Source organism: Sporolactobacillus terrae, assembly GCF_019930545.1.
In the GTDB taxonomy this organism is placed as follows: domain Bacteria; phylum Bacillota; class Bacilli; order Bacillales; family Sporolactobacillaceae; genus Sporolactobacillus; species Sporolactobacillus terrae.
Map to the genome: position 1 here is coordinate 2,634,390 of NZ_CP082837.1, position 19,318 is coordinate 2,653,707.

Here is a 19,318-nt window from a genome sequence, read left to right on the forward strand (position 1 = left end):
ATCCATTGCACCTCCTAACTGTTACCTATCATAAAAAATTTATGCTTCAAAACCTCAGCCTCACTGCCGTGCCTTTTTCGCGAGGCTGACGATGGATTCAAAGAATGCGTCCGCCTTCACGTCATAAACGATCTCGACTTCACGCCCATCCTCAGATTCTTCAATCCGTCCTTGACTTGGTTCTTCGGTATGGACGAGCGTACGCACTTTTTTCGCACGTACCAGTTCGGGGTTGCCCGCAGCCATTGTCGTCAGCACATCCCACAGGTAGTACGTTGAATTGGTTTCAAAGTGAACAAGCGGTGGAACTGCCGCATAGCACTGGCCAAGAAAATCGATGCCGCTATACTTTCGCAACGATGCCCATTGGTTGCGAATCGGCACGGTAAGCGGCACTTGATTGGTACTCTCCAGCGCGACCATCCGCACCGGAATGCTGCTGCGCCAAACACGCGCGACTGCTTCTGGATCCCAAAAGGCATTCCATTCGGCCGTCCCGTCATGCTCCGGCTCCTGCACGTTACCCATAGGATTCAATGTACCGCCCATCCAAATCAAACGCTCGATTTTCTTCTCAATGTCGGGAGCGAAGTCAAGCGCACGCGCGACATCAGTCAAGGGGCCGGTACATAGGAGTGTTGTTTTTCCCGCACATTCTTTGATCGTCTGCGCTAAATGCTCATGCGCCGGCAGTGTACTCAGCGGCGCTTCTACTTTTCCCGATTCATTTAATAGAGGAAGCGCATCGACAAAAAACGGATGCATGCGCCACTCCTTTGGAAACGGATTGTGCCCGCGAGAATTCGATCGTGCCACCTCAACCGTTTCTCTTCCAAAGCGGTCAATAATTTTCCGACTCGCCTTAACACCCGGCGTTAAATAGCCGTCGGCAGGGATCACGGAAACCCCCGTTACCTTCACTTGATCCATCTGCAGCAGCAAAAATAAAGAGACCAAGTCATCAATCCCAGCATCATGATTAAAATAGACATTCATTCGTTCCATTGCAGCATCCATCCTTCAAAATCAATTTTTCCTATTTCAAAAATAACAAACTCGGTTGAATAAGAGCAAGCAGGATTGGGCATGCCTGCAGACATGATCTATAGGCTTCGTAGTGGTAAAATAGGGAAAGACATTTAAGGAGGCTGACCCTTTTGAAAGAAGACTTGATTAAACGCTTCACTTCATATGTAAAAGTCAATACACAATCCAATGATGACAGCCCGAGCTGCCCATCGACCCCCGGACAGCTGACACTTCTGCGCCAGCTTGTTGCTGAACTGAAAAGTATCGGCATGCAAGACGTGACGATGGATCAAAACGGCTACGTGATGGCCACGCTTCCTGCCAACACAGATAAGAACGTCCCGGTTGTCGGCTTTATGGCGCATGTCGACACGGCGACCGATTTTACCGGTGACGGCGTCAACCCGCAGTTCGTCGAAAACTATGACGGCGGCGATATCGTCCTGAACAAGGAACAGAACATCGTGCTCAGCCCGAAAACCTTCCCGGAATTGCTTAATTACAAAGGGCATACGCTGATCACAACCGATGGTACCACACTGCTTGGCTCTGATGACAAGTCCGGTGTTACCGAGATCATTACAGCCATGGATTATTTGATCCAGCACCCGGAAATTAAGCACGGAAACGTCCGTGTCGCATTCACCCCGGACGAAGAAATCGGCCGCGGTCCGCATAAATTTGATGTTAAAGCATTCGGCGCATCATTTGCTTATACGGTTGACGGCGGTGCGCTCGGCGGCCTGGAATATGAGAACTTCAACGCCGCTGAAGCTAAGTTGATCTTTAAGGGCAGCAACGTCCATCCGGGCTCTGCAAAAAACAAAATGCGCAATGCCATCAAAATGGCGGTTGATTTTCAAAACCTGCTGCCCGCTGAAGAGGCTCCGGAACTTACAGACGGGTATGAGGGATTCTATCATCCGCTGACTTTCAGCGGCGATGTGGAACAAACCAAGGTGGTCTACATCATCCGTGACTTCGACAAACAAAAATTTGAATCGAAAAAAGCATTTGTTCAAGAAGCCGTGAAGAAGCTTGAACAAAAATACGGTGAAGGCACGATTGACCTGCAACTCAAAGATCAGTACTACAACATGAAAGAAATCGTTGAGCAGAATAAAGAAGTCTTTGACGTTGCGTATCAAGCAATGAAGAATCTGGACATTGAGCCGCAAGTGCTGCCGATCCGCGGCGGCACAGATGGCGCGCAGATCTCTTACATGGGACTGCCGACACCAAACCTGTTCACCGGCGGCGAGAACTTCCACGGTAAGTACGAATACCTGTCGGTCAACGATATGATCAAAGCGACGCAAACCCTCGTTGAAATCGCACGATTGTTTGAAGAACAAGCCTGAGTTCAGCTTAAAGGACCGCGGGATCCATAACGGATCAGCGGTCCTTTTTTTATTTTGATACGCAAGCAGGCTTCGCAGCGACAGTGTTGTCAGACAATCTTCCCGCGTTTATCTAATGTATCCTTCACCTTGTGAATATCGCGAACGTTATACTTCGCCATAATCACATAGCATAGCGCGGATGGGATCAGCGGCAGCTGCAGAATCGTCATCGTCACAATGTAATCGCTTGGGCTGTCGAGATACATCGATAAAATTGCCAAAACGGCCCCAATCCCAAGATTGCCGACCGTACGTCCAAAACTGTTGAACAAATTAGCGATGCTGAAGACCGCACCACGATGTTCCGGTAGGTTTACATCGGTAATCAGCGCCAGCCAGTTCGGTGTATTCGCCGACTGAGCAGCCGACGCAAACAGTGATATGATGAAAAGCGTCAAAATCCAAGGATTGGTCACCAAGTCGCCCAGTAAGCTAAAAAATAAAATTACTGAATTTGTTGTATTTGGCAGTGATAATTGATCGATTGGAAAAATAAATAATAGAATATAAAGCGGCATGGTCAAAAAAACGAAAACAGCTGTAAGCAGCGCGCGCGCCTTGTAGCTCCTTCGCTGCAACTTGTCACCAAGGTAGCCAAAGTAAGAGGACAAGGTCCCGCCGACTTGAAAAATACCATACAGAAAGGCGGCGACAATCATCGCGATTTCCGGCCCATAGCCAAGCGCTTTAATCCGAGCGATATACAGGGTGGGCAGCCAAATTAAACTCCCCGTTGCAATGTTCATGAAAAAACCCTGCAGGAAAAGGAGCAAATTGCTTCGTTTACTGAGCATGGTCATGATCTGACCAAGGCTGATCCGGTACGTATAATTCATACCGCGATCCATTAGTTTCTTTAATTCAGGTTCCATGCTGCCGAAACGCGGCTCTTCGACGAAAAAGTAAAAGACGATGAGCAGCAGTCCAATAATTGCCAGAACCTCAAAGGGAAGCCGCCAGTTTGATAAGGACGAGATAATTGAGGCAATCAGCGCGCCTGCAATGCCCCCGAATCCTTGCGACATCCCCCAGAGACTCAAGACCATGCCGCGTGAATGATAAGGCACATAATCCGTCAGCGCGCTGAATCCGATCGATGCAACACAGCCGAGTCCAATACCGGTAATGATCTGACAAATCATCAGATGGATGTACGAGCTGCTGAGCGCGGTGAGGTACACACCGATCACCCAGATCAATGTACCCACGATGACCAGCCGTTTCCGATGAAACTTGCCCGACAAATAGCCCCAGAAAAGCGATGAAAATGCGGTAGCTAGAATATTAACAGCCGACACGACACCCATTGCTGAGATTGCAACATTCAAATCTTTCGCTATGTTTGAAAAGAGCGGCGGAAATAAGCCAATCACAATATTGTCAAAGGCAGCCAAGCTCACGTAGACGGATATTGCGTAAACGGTTTTAACTTTCTGCAGTGACATACAAACGAGATCTCCTTAAATTTAGTTGCGCAATTGTAAGCTTTTTGTTACGATTGGTCAATAACTTTCACAAAAAAATTGTTTCCTGTCCCAGTTTAGCATACAATGTAAGGTAGACAGAAGAGACTGCTTATCTAGCGAGTCAGTCCAATTGTTAGAGAAAGGATATCTTCGATGATTAAAAATATACTCATCATTTCTTCAAATTACACCGGACACGGTCACAAGAGCATTACGGAATCACTTAGCGAGAAATTCGACATTGTTCCGGATGTTAAGATTCATGTGGTCGATGGTTTCTCATTAGGCGGCAGCACCTTGCTCCGAGTGGGTAAGATGTACGGTCCCATCACGAGAAACTCGGAACATCTCTGGAAAGTGATCTGGGATATTACTTCCGTGAAGGTGCCATTTGTCAATCATTTGATCGAGATGAAAATCAAAAACAATTTCTTAGATCTGCTCGAAAAAGTTAAGCCTGATCTCATTCTGACCGTTCACCCGAATTTTAACGGTTCGGTGCTAAATATTCTTGAAAAAAACGACATTCACATCCCTTTTGTGACTCTGATTGCCGATTTGATCAGCATTTCTCCATTTTGGGCGGACAACCGTGCCAGCTATGTGATCAGCCCGACAAAAGAGGCTAAAGAAAAGTGCATTGAATTCGGCGTTGCATCTGAGAAAATTAAAGTGATCGGATTTCCGGTACGCGAACGTTTCTATCAACAGATGCCGAAGCAAATTGACCATTACTCACCGAACAAACCGCTGAACTGCCTGCTCATGAGCGGCGGTGAGGGGGTTGGTCATATGGGCAAAATGGCAAAAACATTGATCGACACTTTTAACTTCAATATTACTATTGTAGCCGGAAGAAATGAAAAATTACAGGAACACTTGAACAAAACACTTGTTAAGAAGTATGGAAGCGAAAAGGTGAAGATCTACGGATTCACGCGTGACATTCAGGACTTGATTGCAAGTTCCGATATTGCCTTTATCCGAAGCAGCCCGAACGTTATGATGGAAGCCGTTTCCTGCAATACGCCAATTGTGATCACAGGCGCTCTGCCAGGACAAGAAGCGGGCAATCCGATGTTTGCAGAAAAATACCATTTAGCGATCACCTGCGAATCGATGAATGATCTTGTGCCGACGATCAATGAACTGCTGGATAATAATGTTGCCATGCTCAAAGAGATCAAAAAATCGCAACAAGCGTATGTCGACCCTCAAATCCCGGAGAACATTGTCAACTTTATTTTGAATATCCCCGGCGAAGACCTGCAGCCCGCAGGTGTCGCTCACGAAGTTTCACTAAATAGCATTAACTATGAGTCTTAACGGACTGTAAAACAGCGTGTATCCCTATGGATGCTCGCTGTTTTTTTCTTTTGATCGCTATAACTAATGGTGTGCGCAGCAAAGGAAAAAAGGATCAATAACAGTTGTTCATAAATTCATAAAAAAAACAGCAAACCGATTATTGTGAAAATTTTCGCATTTGAACTACAATAAATAAAAGAAACTTTTTCTACAAAAATGAACAAAGGGATTAGGAGTGAGATCGATGAAAAAAGTACTGGCTCCTGTTGTCGGCACACTGGGTGCCGGCGTCATTGTTCTATCGGGTATGTCTCATTTTGCGCACGCCGATAATCCATTCTCGTACACGCAACCGTCAAAACCAGCAGCATCCTCTGCCACGTCCCAACAAAACGGATCGTCACAACAAGCCCCGGATGTAAAGACACTTGGACTCGTCTCAATCAGCTATCGGCTCAGTCATCTTGATCAGCTGGCAAGCAATCAGATTGCTTTTTGGATTGAGGATGAAAATGGAAACTATGTCAAAACCTTACGTGCCTCCAGTTTCACCGCGGGAGGTGGCTATAAGATGCGTCCGGAGTCGCTTCCAGAATGGCGCAAGTCCGCCGACTGGGCCCATGCATCACAAGCCGAGATCAATCAGGTTAAGCTGCCGGAACAAAGTGCCGGCAGCCACACCGTCTATTGGGACTGTACGGATGCCTCAGGCAAAGCGGTCAAGTCCGGCACTTACATCTATAAGGCAGAGGGCAACATCTACTGGCAGAATCGAGTGGTCTTCACAGGTAAGATTACGATTGGCAAGAAAAATGCGGACACAGCGGCACAAGCTGTCTATAAGCCTGCCGGTGCAAAATCACATGGCACACTGCTGGAAAATGTGCAGGCAAATTTCGATTCAGGCAAGCGCATCGCTTCCGTTCACCAAGACCCAACCACCAGTTCTCAAGGCTCATAATCATGGCTGAATTCCATCATCGCTATATGAACACGTTTGTGTCAACTTCCGGAATCAATCCGCCGGATGCTCAACGTGTTTTTGATCGGATGGCAGCAGCAGAGCAGCGCTATTCCAGATTTACGGTGAATAGCGAATTGAGCCGTGTCAATGGACAGGCCGGTCAGGAGACCCCTGTCTCACAATCGTTTGCAGCACTATTCTTCGAAGCCCTGCGCTTTTATGCTGAAACCGACGGCATTTTCAATCCATTTCTCGGTAATGTGATGCGTTCCATCGGTTATGATCGTTCGTTCGAACAGGTGGATCGTCATCATGCGTTGCGGCATAACGTCCCGCCGACGGCAAAGCAGTCTTCATTTGCTTTTGATCTTGAAAAACAGACGATTACCTTACCCGCGGAGATTGCCTTAGACTTCGGCGGTATTGCAAAAGGCTGGACTGTTCAAAGCGCAGCGCAATCGCTGCTTTCAATGCGTCGCCCCCGCGGTTTGATTAACGCCGGCGGAGATCTTATGGGCTGGACAGACAGCGATCACGCGCATTGGACGATTGATGTGGCCCATCCCTTCTCCGATCATCAATCCATCGGACGGATTGCCTTCGATTCCGGCCAACTCGGTGTTGCGACGAGCAGTACGATTAAGCGAAGCTGGAGCGATGGTACGCAGCTGCTTCATCACTTGATTGATCCACGAACCGGACTGCCGGCCGCTTCAAACATCATTCAAGCGACCGTCGCAGGGCCCAAGCTTCTGCCATGCGAAATCTATGCAAAATGTTTATTGATCTTAGGGAGCAGTCAAGGTCCGGCTTGGCTGGCAGCAAAGCATCCCGAACTTTCCTATGTATTTGTTGATCAATCGGGCAAGATAACCGCTTCAGAAGCGACAAACATGCCCCATATTCGTGTGGTGTTTTTAAAGCAAATCGACATTCCATAAAAGAAGGAGCGATCAATCGTGGAGCAAAAGCATAAAGGATTGAAATGGACCATTGGACTGGCCTTGATCCTCATCATCAGTCTATTTATTGAAATGGAACGCCATACCGGCTTCTTATCAGCAGCTGCCCCAACCTGGCTGATTGTACGCATTCTAGGAATTACTGCATACCTGCTTCTTTTCTGCGGGATTTGTTTGGGTATTATGGCTGGAATGCCGATTTGGCGAGGCAGAAAAAAAGCACGCAATCGGCTGCTCAAAACGCATTTCTTATTAAATACAACGGGTACATTTGTCGCTATGCTGCACCCGCTGCTACTTATTATCGACCCCTATGTGCCTTTTTCATGGATGCAATTACTCATCCCGTTCACCGCGCCTAAAGAACCGTTTCTCTACGGACTCGGAACGCTCACCTTGTACGGCCTGTTATTCATTCTGATCACCACGGATCTAAAAAATAAAATGCCGGTGAAGCTGTGGCGAAGCTTTCACTTAATTGCCTATGTTCTCTTTCTCTTAGCACTTACTCATGGGATTATGGGCGGGACGGATGCAAGCAACATCGTCATTTTTTCAATGTATGTCGTTACTTTTGTCGTTGTTCTCGCATTGATGATCGCGCAAATCCACATGGTCAGCGCAATTAAGAACAAGGCATTGCGCAACCAAAAGGTGACAGAACGCGGCTTGCACCGTTAACCTATTTTCCATATAAAAAACCGAGCAACAAGTGCTCGGTTCCTAATCTCCAGCCATATGTGATGGGCCCGTGTCTTCTCTGTGCTGAATCGTCGCGGTTACTCCCCTGTGCCGCGGACGCCAGAATACCTCCGTTTTGATTCTCGGTTAAGACACTGGGCTATTGGTTTGAAGACGGGACAAAGTCATAAATTTTCTTTACCTGTAAGAAAAACCGGAAGGATTGCGGCTTATGCCTTCTCCTTCCGGCTTTTATCGTCAATTCATCGTTTAACGGTGACACGTTTGGCTTTTTTAATTTGTTTACTGCGCAATTGACCGCAAGCCGCATCGATATCCGTACCAAACTCTTTGCGTACAACCACGTTAATCCCTCGCTGTCGCAGTGTCTCATAGAACGTGACAACGGCCTCTTTATCACTGCGCTGATATTCGGAATGCTCCTCAACCGGATTATACGGAATCAAATTTACATAGGACAGATGACGTTTATCCTTGAGCAGATTAGCCAGCTCAATTGCCTCTTCTTTATGATCATTAATCCCCTTCAGCATGATATATTCGAAGGTAACTCGCCTGTTGGTTTTCTTCAAATAATAGTCGACCGCTTCCATTAATTGCTCAACCGGATAGGCGCGATTAATTTTCATGATACGGCTGCGCAGCTCATTATTCGGTGCGTGCAGCGAAATCGCCAAATTGATTTGCCAATCGAGAGCCGCAAAGTCATAGATTTTCGGCACAAGCCCGCTCGTTGAAACCGTGATATGGCGCGCACCAATTGCCAGCCCGCTGCCATCGTTAATAATCTTGAGAAAGTTCACGACGTGATCAAAATTATCAAACGGTTCGCCGATGCCCATGACTACAAGATGTCCAACCCGTTCGTCCTGTCCTTTAGCATCCAGACTCTGTTGAATTTTCATCAGCTGCTCAACCATTTCTCCGCTGGTGAGATCACGATTTTTCTTGAGCAATCCGCTCGCGCAGAAACTGCAGCCAATGTTGCAGCCGACCTGAGAGGTGACACACACCGATAACCCATATTCATGCGGCATCAGTACGGTCTCAATCAAGTTGCCGTCGGTCAGCTTAAAAAGGAACTTGGTCGTGCCGTCCTTTGCTTTTTGTTCAATTTGTGTCTCCAACGTCCCCAACATAAAATAATCTTCCAATAACTGGATCGTTTTCTTGGATACATTAGTCATTTTGTCGAAGCTATTCACCCGTTTGACGTAAATCCAGCCCCAAATTTGTGCTGCTCTGAATTTTTTTTCGCCATGGGCGACCAGCCAATCGCTCAATTGGTCTATGGTTAATCCGTAGATGGATGTTTTACTCATTATTTAATACCTCTTTTTGAAAAGTGCATATGAGTTCATATTACTGAAGATGCAGTGTTCACGCAAGCCCGACAAACCATTTACCAATAAAAAAACAAAGGGCAAGGCAGGGAAGTTCCGCCTTGTCCTGATCCGAGCACGTTTATTTTCTATGCTTAAATACTAACTTTTTTATCGGCCGTTTGTACTCGACGCCGAGTACATCAATAAGGAAAACAAAAATTGGCAACCCGACAATCAGCCCCCAGATTCCGAAGAAATGTTCGGAAAAGATCAGCACAACAAAGGTGTAGAACACTGGAAGTTCGGTCTTCGCCGACATCAGCTTTGGATTAAGCACATACGCTTCAACTGCGTGTACGAGCAAGATGGTGATCACCATATAGATCACATCTTGAACGCCGCCGATCGTGTAGCCAATGATGCAGAGCGGAATCAAGGAAATGACGACCCCGGCTACCGGGATCAGGCTCAGCACAAAGACCATGAGGATCAAACTGAACAGCTGCGGGAAATGCAGCACTGCCAAAATAATCGCAGTAATGGCCGTATTAACCAGAGCAATCACAAATTGAGCCTCAATCACTTTACCAAAGGTTTGTACAAAACGAGAACCGAAAAACGCAACCTCATCATAGAGGAAGCCGATCTTGCTGGTTTTAAATCCACGAGAAAAGCGAAGCAGCCGATCTTTTTCCAGTGAAAAGAACAAACTGAGCAGCAAGGCAAGAAACACATCAATTGTAAAAGAACCAAAGGAAGAGAAGGAATCAATAACAAATTTGACGCCTGACTTCAAGTAAGATTCAACATTGTATTTCTGCAACTGATCAAGGACTGCATTGCCCACAACGGATCCGCGAAATTCTTTAACCGTCTTCAAGATTGAATCAAACAACTGAACGGTCTGATCAGCAATGATCGGCAGATAGATTGTAATCGCCGCATAAATACCGATGACGATCAGCGAATAGAGTACAATGACCACCAATCGTCTCGGTACCTTCAACTTCTGATGCAGGAACGTTTCAAGACGATCAACCAGAAAACAAAAAATAAATGTGAGCAGCAGCAAATCAATTAAACTGCGCACCAAGTAAATCAGAAAAATAAGCAGTGCAAAAATTAGAACACGCCGAACCGATTGTTTCTGCAAATAGCCCATCAATACATTCATAGTTTCTGTATTCCTTTTCCTCATTTTTATGACGTTATCTCGTGATGTCTTGTCATAAGCACAGCTACTCTTTTATATTAGTGTTTTTTCGTTTCCGTTGCAAAAGGAAAAATTCATCTTTATATCCTATGTCTCAGCTTAAATACGAAACAGATCGGCAGGATGTTTCAAAATGAATTTCTCATTTTTGTGCTCTTTTCATTGAACGATGTAGTACCACTTAAACCACCTGTGACCCATGAACGATGTTTTTTCCGTTAACTCACGTATCAAAAAAACCCGCTCCGATCAATCAGAGCAGGTTTAAAGGCGTATTTAATTACTGCATCATGGCCAGTGCACCCATTGGATCCCAAGGTTTCAATTCAACCGGATCCTGCGCGAATGCAGTTTTCAATTCGTCGGACAGATACTTCTTATTAATGACGACTTGATAGGTGTATTCATCCATCCAAGGATCACTCATAACGAAATAGCCTTTAGTTCCGACCTTCTCGCCCCAGCTGTTCTCAACCTTCCAGCGGTTCGGCTTTCCGTCAACGAGGTTAACACCGGTCAGCACCATCGCATGCGTTAGACAACTATGTTTGTTGTCCAATCGTTCCGCTTTTGTCATCTGGAAATCCGTGTCGAATGCCGTTGCATAATCAAACAATGCTGTATCCAGAATCCCGTGCTTGCTTTCGGAATATTGAACAACATCGCATCCAAACCAGACGGATTCATTATCTTTAATCTGGCTGATTGCAAGTGACTTCAGCGTTTCCATATCAACGTTCAAATACTTGATCGGATGTCCGCCGACAACCGTACCGAGATACTGAACGGTATAAGTTTTCTTATAAGGTTTATCTTCGGTCGGTGCATTAATAACCGGAACATAATCTTCCAATTTAATCCCAACATATTTCTTGAAAAACTGCTGTGGTGTGATGCCCAAGTCTCTGTGAAAATTCTTGTCTTCATCGCGATACTCAAAATCAAACGTCTTTGGCGGTTCACCAAGAGAAAACGCCAGCAGACGATAAATGTCGCTCAGCATTTCTGTTTTTGTTTTTTCAATTTCATCTCTCGATTTTCCTGCTGCACTTAACTCACGTAAAACACCTGCATCCTTGCGAAGCTTAGCATTCAGTAAGCGGTTCAGTTGCAGTGTGCGGCTGCTCTGAAAGGTTTCCGGCATTGCTTGCTTCGGAACAACACCGTACTTTTCAATAATAGAAACAAGCATATCCCATTGACCGCCATCCTGCTGTGGCGTTTCCATCAGCCAAGAGACAAGCCGTCCGTCAAGCGGTTCAGTTGCTGTATCAATAATACTTTCAAAGAAATAGTTTGCTTTCTCAAATTTATCCCAGAAGAGGGTATAGTTTTGCGAGAGTTCGAAGTCTTTGAGATTAAATGTACCGCTTAATTTATGACGGAATGTATTTAGCGCCGCAAACATCCAGCATCTGCCGCTCTGTTTTTGATCCGTTACTTTGCCGCTTTCAACTTCTTCAGAGAATACTGGATTCATAGATACAACGGCTTCGCTATTCATCGTCGCCGCATTGATCCCATTATTCATGATTGCATCTTGAATCACTTTATTTTGTGCGACACTCTGAATTTTGTCTGAAAATGCGTTGATCATTGATGTCGAGATTTCTTTTGCCATTTCAACGTCCTCCTTGTTCCAATGTTCACATAGACCATTATAGGCCTTCAACGAAGATTCGGAAAGTAACTCATCGTCAATCGCTAAATCCTGTGATCTGCTTGACAATACCCACACGGATACAACGGTGCAGCTGTTCCAGCTCCTCCTCCTGACGGACAAGCGCGGCTTCTCCCTGTTCTGAGGAAATCATTTGAAACCGAAGTGTGCTGCCCGGCGGCAATTGGGCAAGCAAAGGCAGATCCGCTGATGCAACCTGAGCAATGCGCGGATAGCCTCCGGTCGACTGGTGATCGGTCATCAAGATAATCGGCTGTCCATTTCTCGGGACTTGAATCGATCCATTGGTAACCGCTTCGGAATAAAGTTCCAACGGATTGTCAAGGGTTAACTCAGCACCATTCAACCGAAACCCCATTCGGTCGGATGATGGTGTGATTTGGTATTCTGTTTTTAGAAAGGCTTCTCTGCTTGCTGTCGAAAACCGTGGCCACAGTGTATCGGGTATCACGCGAATGGTCTGTGTCTCCTGATACTTCCGACGCGGCAATGCAGACCAACGGACGGTTTGCAGCTTAGCTTCAGCCAATACAGCCATCACGCGTCTCGCCTCTTCTGAAGGCTTCCCCACCGGAATACGATCATGCTCTTCAAGCAGTCGTCCTTCAAACCCGCCGCATCCTGCTTTCTCATAGGTCGATCGACTACCGAACCACAGCGGTGTGTCTACACCGCCAGCTACGGAAAGGTAGCCTCTGCTTCCATGAACCATTCCGCCAATCACCAAAATCTGACCTGCACGTGCAAGGCATGGGCGTCCCGTCCCAATGCTGTTTCCGTCCAATGTCGGGCGGCAAACGGCACCGGTCAACGCAAATAAGCAATCTTCAGTAAAAAGAATGCTGGGACCAAGGAAGGAAAACTCAATCATGGCTGCTGATTCATGGTTTCCGGTCAACCAATTCGCCAATTTTGCCGACGGCTGATCCATGGCGCCGCCAACGATCATGCCGTACCGCTGATAGCCGTAGCGCCCCAAGTCCTGCACCGAAGACGCAAAGCCCTTTTGTATGACAATCAGTGTCATGCCTGTTCCTCCTTAATCCGCAAATACTCCGGTTCTGAAATCGCATCAAACACAACCCGGTCTCCCGCTTTAAGCAAGGTTGGCGGATCGGATTCTGGCTGAAACAGCGGGACAGGCGTTCTGCCGATGATTTGCCATCCCCCAGGCGAATCGAGTGGATAGGCCCCCGTCTGTTTTCCAGCAATGCCGACGGATCCCGCAGCAATTTTCAAACGTGGATTTGCTCGGCGCGGCGTTGCCAGTTCTTCAGGCAGCCCGCCTAAAAAAGGAAAGCCAGGGGCAAATCCAAGCATATAAACAAGATATTGTGGTTTCGTGTGCTTTTCAATGACCTCACGGGGTGTTAAATGATGCACATGCGCGACCTCGTCTAAATCTGGACCGAACTCGCCTCCGTAGCAAACAGGGATATGTACAACCCGTCTTTTTGCTTCTTGATCGGGTTCATTGCTCATTTGTTCACTTAATTGGTTGAGATAATCGATCACCTGTTGCTGAGCGGACGAGCCATCCTTTTTCCCGCTTCGGCTTACTTCTATTGGATTATAGTAAAACACGACATTCGTGTAAGCAGGTACATATTCAACAAAGCCTTTGAAGGGACTTCGGTCAAATCGTTCCGTGAATTGATTGATTTTCATTTGTATCTCAGGTGCGATGCGATCCCCGAAAATGACACGAACCGCTTGATCTCCGAACGGTTCAATAACCATTTTATAAATTCCTCCTTTGCTAAGAATCGTGCAGACCCATTGTGCCTTGATTCTCTATACTCATTTCTGGTTTCCGTGCGGGCAGTGCGGCAGACTTCTCACACCTGTCTTTTGCTTCCAGCAAAGACGCTGTGTTAGGGCCAATGGATTTTATTAGAAAACTTGGCTTTGCCATCGATCTTGTGCCTGACGGACACTACAGCTGCTCGCTTGCCGCGGCCAGTCCAGGAGCCTCCTCAGACAGGCAGGAATCTGCGGGGTCTCGCCGGCACGCATCAACTAAGCACGATCCCGCAGGCGCCAGAGCTCCTCCGCTTTGACGCTTGGCCAAGACACTGGGCTATTGGTTTGAAGACAGGTCAAAATCATATACTTTCTTATCCTGTTAGAAAACTTGGCTTTGCCAAGCCTCTGGCGAAGGCAAAGTCGCCGCCCGCGACGGCCATGGACGGCCTAGTGTTCGGTGAGCCGCAGGACGCGGCGTTCTACGAACCACTTACACTCGTTTCCTTAAATCTTTTATTTTCTATCCTTTCTTACCAGTGTAAGAAAAGGAACTTGCCGAAAACAGCAAGTTCTCATGATCATCCGTCATCCATTTCTTTGTCGCTTCCGCTTGTTGCCGCAAAGCATGTTGTCAAGCGTATCATAGAATACTGTACGCTGTATCTTTTTGATCCGTTATGAACATATGGCCCGGCGCATGCGTAATCGCAATTTCCGGTTTGCTGTTCATCACCGCTGCTTGCGGCGTTACGCCGCAAGCCCAGAAGACCGGAATCTCTCCATCCCGAATCGGCACCGGATCGCCAAAGTCCGGATGTGCCAGATCGCTGATCCCAATCTGAGCTGGATTGCCGAAATGAATCGGCGCACCATGGACGGAGGGATAGCGGCTGGTCACCTGTACCGCCCGGATGGCTTGTTTTTCCGTCATCGGCCGCATACTGACGACGACGGGACCGGAAAACACGCCGGCAGGGGCGCAGGCAATGTTGGTGCGATACATGGGCACATTGCATTGTTCTTCAATTTGCCGGACTGGAAGATTATTTTCAAGTAATGCCTGCTCGAAACTAAAGCTGCAGCCAATCAGAAAAGAAACAAAATCTTCTTGCCAGTAGTCCCCAATCGTTGCTACCTCTTCAGACAGCTCCCCATGACGGTAGATGCGATATTTGGGAATATCCGTCCGTATATCCGCACCGTTTGCCAGTTGTTTCACAAACGGACTGCCTGTATCCAGTACTTCCAGCAGCGGACAAGGTTTGGGATTACGCTGGCAGAACAATAAAAAGTCATAAGCTATATTTTGAGGCAAAATGACGAGATTGGCTTGCGCATACCCATTTGAAAGACCACTGGTCGGGCGCGCCCACACTCCATTGCGTATCAAGGCGCGAACTTCAGACGGCGTCCGATCAGCAAGAGATAATTCATTCATCCCACTCACCCTCACCGTTATTTTTTCCAAGAATCAATCTTAATTCCTCGCGTTTGCAATGCTTCACGTATCGTCGCTGCGAATGCAAGTGCGGCAGCTCCATCGCCATGGACACAAATCGTTTCTGCGCGTACCTTGGTTTTCCGACCGGCTACAGTCGTGACCGTTCCCTCGCGAAGCATCTCAAGCACTTGCTGAAGTGCCTGATCTGTATCTGTAATCAGTGCATCCGCCTGAGACCTTGGCGTTAATGAGCCATCGGGCTGATAGGTTCTGTCCGCATACGCTTCATAAACGACATGAAGACCTGCGTTCTCACCGGCAACGGTCAGATAGGTGCCGTCCATACCAAACAGAAGCAGATTCGGGGCGACGTCATGTACCGCTTGAACCACAGCATCCGCATATTTTTTTTGATCGGAGGCCATATGATACAATGCACCATGCGGCTTCACATGATTTAAATCAACCTTCTGCGCTGCGGCAACGGCTTGGAGTGCGCCGATTTGATACACGATCATATCGTAGATCTCAGTCGGAGTTATATCCATCTCGCGCCTGCCAAACCCTTTAAGATCCGGCAATCCGGGATGCGCACCAATGGCCACCCGATTCTTTTTTGCGCGAAGAACCGTGCGCCGCATTTCCGAATAGTCGCCGGCATGAAACCCACAAGCGACATTTGCCGATGAAATAAGCGGCAGCACTGCCTCGTCATTCCCAATCACATAATGTCCGAAGCTTTCTCCCAAATCGCAATTTAGATCAACTTGATTCATTCTCTGTTCCTTCCTTTTTGTTCATCAACTTGATTCCTTGAAAAGCTATGCAGCGGATGCAGCTAAACGCTCTCTTAGAACAGTGATGAAAAGCCTTTAATCACTGATTCAACACCGGCATACGCCATAAAGACAACAATAATCCATCCGAAAATGGTCAGCCATAGTGGGTGCTTATACAACTCGCCCATTATCTTTTTCTTCGTGACAGCAACCAATAAAATGGCTAGAGCAATAGGAAGAATCAGGCCGTTAATTGCTCCGACAATGACCAGTATCTTCGCCGGGCTGCCGATAAAATAAAAAACAGCTGTCGAGAAAACGATGAAGAAAATAATTAAGACCGGGCGCAATTTATGAAAAATGCTCTCGGTGCCCTTGTCTTTCGAATAGTTTAAGAAAGACACCGAAGTAAAGGTTGAACCTAATGTTGAGGTCATTCCGGCAGCTAGAAGGACCAGTCCAAAAAATTTATAGCCAAAATTCCCGGCTGCTGCACTGAAAATACTTGCAGCAGGGTTAAGCGGATTAAGCTTGAATCCTTCTGCAATGACGGCAAGCGCGGCAAGAAAAAGCAGGACACGAATAAACGACGCCACACCAATGCCGGTCAACGCCCCTTGATTTATGTAACGAATACTTTCCTTTCCTTTAAGTCCGCCTTCAAGCAGTCGATGTCCACCTGAAAAGGATATGTAGCCGCCAACCGTACCGCCAACGATCGTTACAATTGAATAGAAGTCAATATGCGAAGGCGCGATGGTATGAATCGCAGCTTGTCCAACTGGAGGCGAGCTGATTGCAACTATAAAGATGATGAGCAGCACCTTTACAACCGCAAGTACTTGAACCGTGCGATCCATGACAATCAGCGCATTGCGAACAAGAAAAATAATTAATGCGATCGCTCCGCCAATTAACGCACCATTTTCCGGAGAAATACCGAAGAGTACATTAAAACCAAGACCAACACCGCCTATATTGCCAATATTAAAAGTCAAACCGCCAATGACAATTAGCGCCGTGAGCACGTAGCCGAGCCCCGGTACCAATTCATTGGCAATCTGTTGTGCGCGTTTTCCCGAAACACAGATAATTCGCCAAATGTTCAGCTGAACGCCAATGTCAACAAGAATACAAACAAGTATGGCGAATCCGAAATCAGCGCCCATTTGCGATGTAAATGCAGCCGTTTGCGTCAAGAAACCTGGCCCAACAGCCGACATGGCCATAAGAAAAGCTGCGCCCATCGCAACATTGAACGCCTTTTTATTATTAAGCATGGAACTCCTCCTAGTTGTAAGAAATCATGACACAGCAATTATACACTATAGTTATAAAAATCTTCAAACTAATTTTTGGAAAATATAAAAACCACCGAAAAGTCACCATTTTATCCTATAAAATGAATAAGGTAACACCGATCTTCAGAATTGCAGACAAAATAGTTTAACTATGGGTATTCGCGTAGTATACTTACACCGTACACAACGCACATATTTTTATCCCGTGCACATATGTGCAAGTGGTGGGGAGGTAAACATGAGCGAAACAGATCTAAAACGAGAATGTGCCAAAAAAGCGTTGGCGCTGATTCCCGATCATTCGGTTGTTGGCCTTGGCGGCGGCAGTACGATTCGTCATTTAATCCAATTTATTAAAGAAAAGCCTGAGCGAAACATCCAAGTCGTCACGCCTTCAATGCAGACAAGACAGCTATGTCTGGCAAACGGTCTCACCGTACTTCACACGGAAGCGGTCGACCACATTGATCTCGCTTTTGATGGCTGCGATCAGGTTGATGAACAGTTAAACGCATTGAAAAGCGGGGGAGGCATCCACACACTGGAAAAATTGATTGCGACGATGGCAGACGAGTATATCTTGCTCGTGGATCAATCCAAGTATGCACCCGCACTTACATTCGAAAAGCCGGTTGTACTTGAACTCTTAGCCGAAGCACAAGCCTATGTCACGCATCAAGTCAAGCAGCTTGGCGGCCGACCGGTCATGCGTCAAAGTGAAGGAAAAGACGGATTCACGATCTCTGACAACGGACACCCGCTAATGGATGTTTTTTTTCAAAAGGTCCGTAACATTCGTCAATTAAACCGTGAATTGGCATCCATTCGTGGCGTGATTGATACATCTTTGTTCGTTAATGTTGCAACCAAGGCACTGATCGCCGGTGAAAACAGCATAAAGTGGCTGAACAAATCAACTCAAGAGGTGACAATCCATGACTGAACCGAATTGGGCCATCATTGGTCCCGGGGCCATCGCATCTGAATTTGCACAAACGCTGCAAGCAAACGGTCGTGAAATTTACGGAGTTGGCTCACGTCATCTTGAACGTGCTCAAGCCTTTGCCGATCAGCACAACATCAAGCATGCTTACGGGAGCTACAGCGATCTGCTGCATGACCCGGCAATTGATATTATTTATCTGGCAACCCCGCACTCCCATCACTATGACTACCTGCTTCAATGTCTGGAAAACGGTAAGCATGTACTCTGCGAGAAAGCGATCACCGTAAGCAGCAGACAACTGGATCCGGTTCTGGCTTTGGCACAGAAAAAAGGACTGATTGTCGCGGAAGCGATGACCATTTACCATATGCCGCTTTATCAAAAAATAAAAGAACTGATCGCAAATGGTGCAATTGGAAACCTGAAAATGGTCAACGTCACCTTCGGCAGCCTGAAACCCTACGATGTCTCGAACCGTTTCCTTAATAAGGATCTTGCCGGCGGCGCCTTGCTCGACATCGGCACCTATGCGCTCTCCTTTGCACGCTTCTTCTTAACCAGTCAGCCTGATGAAATCTTAACAACGGTTAAACCGTTTGAGACCGGTGTCGATGAACAATCGGGAATTATTTTAAAAAATCCGGATGACGAGATGGCGGTCGTCACTTTAACCATGCGCGCAAAGCTGCCGAAACGTGGTATTGTGACCGGCGATAAAGCCTACATTACCGTGGACAACTTTCCAAGAGCAGACCAAGCAACCATCACTTATCCGGATGGTCGCACGGAAGTGATCAAAGCCGGCAGTACTGCAAAAGCAATGGTTTATGAATATGATCACATGAATGCTGCGGTCAGCGGAGCGATCACGGAACAGACTGCGCGTCTGACAAACGATGTCATGCAGATGATGACCAACATCCGTGATCAATGGGGAATCCGTTATCCATTTGAATGAGGCAGATTCGCTCAAATCATAGTTTTTAAAATAAGAGAGCGTTTTCTTTTTAATTTTTATATGTCTGTATTACAATATACCTGTGATATTAATT

General features: G+C 46.8%; 17 protein-coding genes. 7 read left to right on the forward strand and 10 right to left on the reverse strand.

Annotated elements, in window-relative coordinates; genetic code table 11:
- Window positions 1-60 precede the first annotated feature (60 nt).
- Window positions 61-1,005: a nucleoside hydrolase gene (locus K7399_RS12565; RefSeq protein ID WP_420854098.1), complete on the reverse strand. Its 945-nt coding sequence runs from the start codon at window positions 1,003-1,005 to the stop codon at window positions 61-63.
- A gap of 152 nt (window positions 1,006-1,157) precedes the next feature.
- On the opposite strand from K7399_RS12565, the gene pepT reads away from it, so the two are divergent.
- The gene (pepT, locus tag K7399_RS12570; RefSeq protein WP_223362336.1) at window positions 1,158-2,390 is read left to right on the forward strand and encodes a peptidase T; all 1,233 of its coding nucleotides are present in this window, start codon (window positions 1,158-1,160) and stop codon (window positions 2,388-2,390) included.
- An 89-nt stretch (window positions 2,391-2,479) separates the two neighbouring features.
- On the opposite strand, the gene K7399_RS12575 is transcribed toward pepT, so the two are convergent.
- Window positions 2,480-3,877, reverse strand: a complete 1,398-nt coding sequence (locus tag K7399_RS12575) for an MFS transporter (protein ID WP_128167230.1) — start codon at window positions 3,875-3,877, stop codon at window positions 2,480-2,482.
- 174 nt (window positions 3,878-4,051) lie between these two features.
- On the opposite strand from K7399_RS12575, the gene K7399_RS12580 reads away from it, so the two are divergent.
- The 4 genes from K7399_RS12580 (at window position 4,052) to K7399_RS12595 (ending at window position 7,813) form a co-directional block, all read left to right on the forward strand.
- On the forward strand, window positions 4,052-5,224 hold the full coding sequence (locus K7399_RS12580) for an MGDG synthase family glycosyltransferase (protein ID WP_028978092.1): 1,173 nt from the start codon (window positions 4,052-4,054) through the stop codon (window positions 5,222-5,224).
- A 226-nt stretch (window positions 5,225-5,450) separates the two neighbouring features.
- The gene (locus K7399_RS12585; RefSeq protein ID WP_028978093.1) at window positions 5,451-6,167 is read left to right on the forward strand and encodes a DUF2271 domain-containing protein; all 717 of its coding nucleotides are present in this window, start codon (window positions 5,451-5,453) and stop codon (window positions 6,165-6,167) included.
- Window positions 6,168-6,169: 2 nt separating this feature from the next.
- Complete coding sequence (locus K7399_RS12590) at window positions 6,170-7,111, forward strand: FAD:protein FMN transferase (RefSeq protein ID WP_223362337.1); 942 nt, start codon at window positions 6,170-6,172, stop codon at window positions 7,109-7,111.
- 18 nt (window positions 7,112-7,129) lie between these two features.
- The gene (locus K7399_RS12595; protein WP_028978094.1) at window positions 7,130-7,813 is read left to right on the forward strand and encodes a hypothetical protein; all 684 of its coding nucleotides are present in this window, start codon (window positions 7,130-7,132) and stop codon (window positions 7,811-7,813) included.
- Window positions 7,814-8,076: 263 nt separating this feature from the next.
- Here K7399_RS12595 and rlmN read toward each other — a convergent pair whose 3' ends face one another.
- The 8 genes from rlmN to K7399_RS12635 form a co-directional block, all read right to left on the reverse strand.
- Window positions 8,077-9,156 (reverse strand): dual-specificity RNA methyltransferase RlmN, encoded by a 1,080-nt coding sequence (gene rlmN / locus K7399_RS12600; RefSeq protein ID WP_223362338.1) that lies wholly within the window; start codon window positions 9,154-9,156, stop codon window positions 8,077-8,079.
- A 142-nt stretch (window positions 9,157-9,298) separates the two neighbouring features.
- Window positions 9,299-10,333 carry an AI-2E family transporter gene (locus K7399_RS12605; protein ID WP_028978096.1) on the reverse strand — a complete coding sequence of 345 codons (1,035 nt, stop codon included), beginning with the start codon at window positions 10,331-10,333 and terminating at the stop codon, window positions 9,299-9,301.
- 319 nt (window positions 10,334-10,652) lie between these two features.
- Entirely contained in the window at window positions 10,653-11,993 is a 1,341-nt protein-coding gene (locus K7399_RS12610; RefSeq protein WP_263282747.1) for a C1 family peptidase, read from the reverse strand.
- 76 nt (window positions 11,994-12,069) lie between these two features.
- Complete coding sequence (locus tag K7399_RS12615) at window positions 12,070-13,080, reverse strand: 5-oxoprolinase subunit C family protein (RefSeq protein WP_028978098.1); 1,011 nt, start codon at window positions 13,078-13,080, stop codon at window positions 12,070-12,072.
- A complete protein-coding gene (pxpB, locus tag K7399_RS12620; RefSeq protein WP_223362339.1) occupies window positions 13,077-13,793 on the reverse strand; it encodes a 5-oxoprolinase subunit PxpB in 717 nt (238 codons plus the stop codon). Before pxpB ends, K7399_RS12615 begins: the two co-directional genes overlap by 4 nt.
- 646 nt (window positions 13,794-14,439) lie before the next feature.
- Entirely contained in the window at window positions 14,440-15,237 is a 798-nt protein-coding gene (locus tag K7399_RS12625; protein ID WP_010027616.1) for a putative hydro-lyase, read from the reverse strand.
- A gap of 17 nt (window positions 15,238-15,254) precedes the next feature.
- On the reverse strand, window positions 15,255-16,016 hold the full coding sequence (locus tag K7399_RS12630; protein ID WP_139692261.1) for a LamB/YcsF family protein: 762 nt from the start codon (window positions 16,014-16,016) through the stop codon (window positions 15,255-15,257).
- A gap of 74 nt (window positions 16,017-16,090) precedes the next feature.
- Window positions 16,091-17,299: an NRAMP family divalent metal transporter gene (locus K7399_RS12635; RefSeq protein WP_152080812.1), complete on the reverse strand. Its 1,209-nt coding sequence runs from the start codon at window positions 17,297-17,299 to the stop codon at window positions 16,091-16,093.
- A gap of 259 nt (window positions 17,300-17,558) precedes the next feature.
- On the opposite strand from K7399_RS12635, the gene rpiA reads away from it, so the two are divergent.
- Together rpiA and K7399_RS12645 are read left to right on the forward strand one after the other, a co-directional pair.
- Window positions 17,559-18,263 carry a ribose 5-phosphate isomerase A gene (gene rpiA / locus K7399_RS12640; protein WP_028978102.1) on the forward strand — a complete coding sequence of 235 codons (705 nt, stop codon included), beginning with the start codon at window positions 17,559-17,561 and terminating at the stop codon, window positions 18,261-18,263.
- Window positions 18,256-19,224 (forward strand): Gfo/Idh/MocA family protein, encoded by a 969-nt coding sequence (locus tag K7399_RS12645; RefSeq protein ID WP_223362340.1) that lies wholly within the window; start codon window positions 18,256-18,258, stop codon window positions 19,222-19,224. The genes rpiA and K7399_RS12645 overlap by 8 nt, the downstream gene beginning before the upstream one ends.
- The last annotated feature ends 94 nt before the right edge of the window (window positions 19,225-19,318 follow it).

Coding starts and splice junctions, on each gene's coding strand:
- K7399_RS12565 (WP_420854098.1), bottom strand. CDS start 1,005: ATGGAACGAATGAATGTCTATTTTAATCATGATGCTGGGATTGATGAC.
- K7399_RS12575 (WP_128167230.1), bottom strand. CDS start 3,877: ATGTCACTGCAGAAAGTTAAAACCGTTTACGCAATATCCGTCTACGTG.
- K7399_RS12580 (WP_028978092.1), top strand. CDS start 4,052: ATGATTAAAAATATACTCATCATTTCTTCAAATTACACCGGACACGGT.
- K7399_RS12585 (WP_028978093.1), top strand. CDS start 5,451: ATGAAAAAAGTACTGGCTCCTGTTGTCGGCACACTGGGTGCCGGCGTC.
- K7399_RS12590 (WP_223362337.1), top strand. CDS start 6,170: ATGGCTGAATTCCATCATCGCTATATGAACACGTTTGTGTCAACTTCC.
- rlmN (WP_223362338.1), bottom strand. CDS start 9,156: ATGAGTAAAACATCCATCTACGGATTAACCATAGACCAATTGAGCGAT.
- K7399_RS12605 (WP_028978096.1), bottom strand. CDS start 10,333: ATGAATGTATTGATGGGCTATTTGCAGAAACAATCGGTTCGGCGTGTT.
- K7399_RS12610 (WP_263282747.1), bottom strand. CDS start 11,993: ATGGCAAAAGAAATCTCGACATCAATGATCAACGCATTTTCAGACAAA.
- K7399_RS12615 (WP_028978098.1), bottom strand. CDS start 13,080: ATGACACTGATTGTCATACAAAAGGGCTTTGCGTCTTCGGTGCAGGAC.
- pxpB (WP_223362339.1), bottom strand. CDS start 13,793: ATGGTTATTGAACCGTTCGGAGATCAAGCGGTTCGTGTCATTTTCGGG.
- K7399_RS12625 (WP_010027616.1), bottom strand. CDS start 15,237: ATGAATGAATTATCTCTTGCTGATCGGACGCCGTCTGAAGTTCGCGCC.
- K7399_RS12630 (WP_139692261.1), bottom strand. CDS start 16,016: ATGAATCAAGTTGATCTAAATTGCGATTTGGGAGAAAGCTTCGGACAT.
- K7399_RS12635 (WP_152080812.1), bottom strand. CDS start 17,299: ATGCTTAATAATAAAAAGGCGTTCAATGTTGCGATGGGCGCAGCTTTT.
- rpiA (WP_028978102.1), top strand. CDS start 17,559: ATGAGCGAAACAGATCTAAAACGAGAATGTGCCAAAAAAGCGTTGGCG.
- K7399_RS12645 (WP_223362340.1), top strand. CDS start 18,256: ATGACTGAACCGAATTGGGCCATCATTGGTCCCGGGGCCATCGCATCT.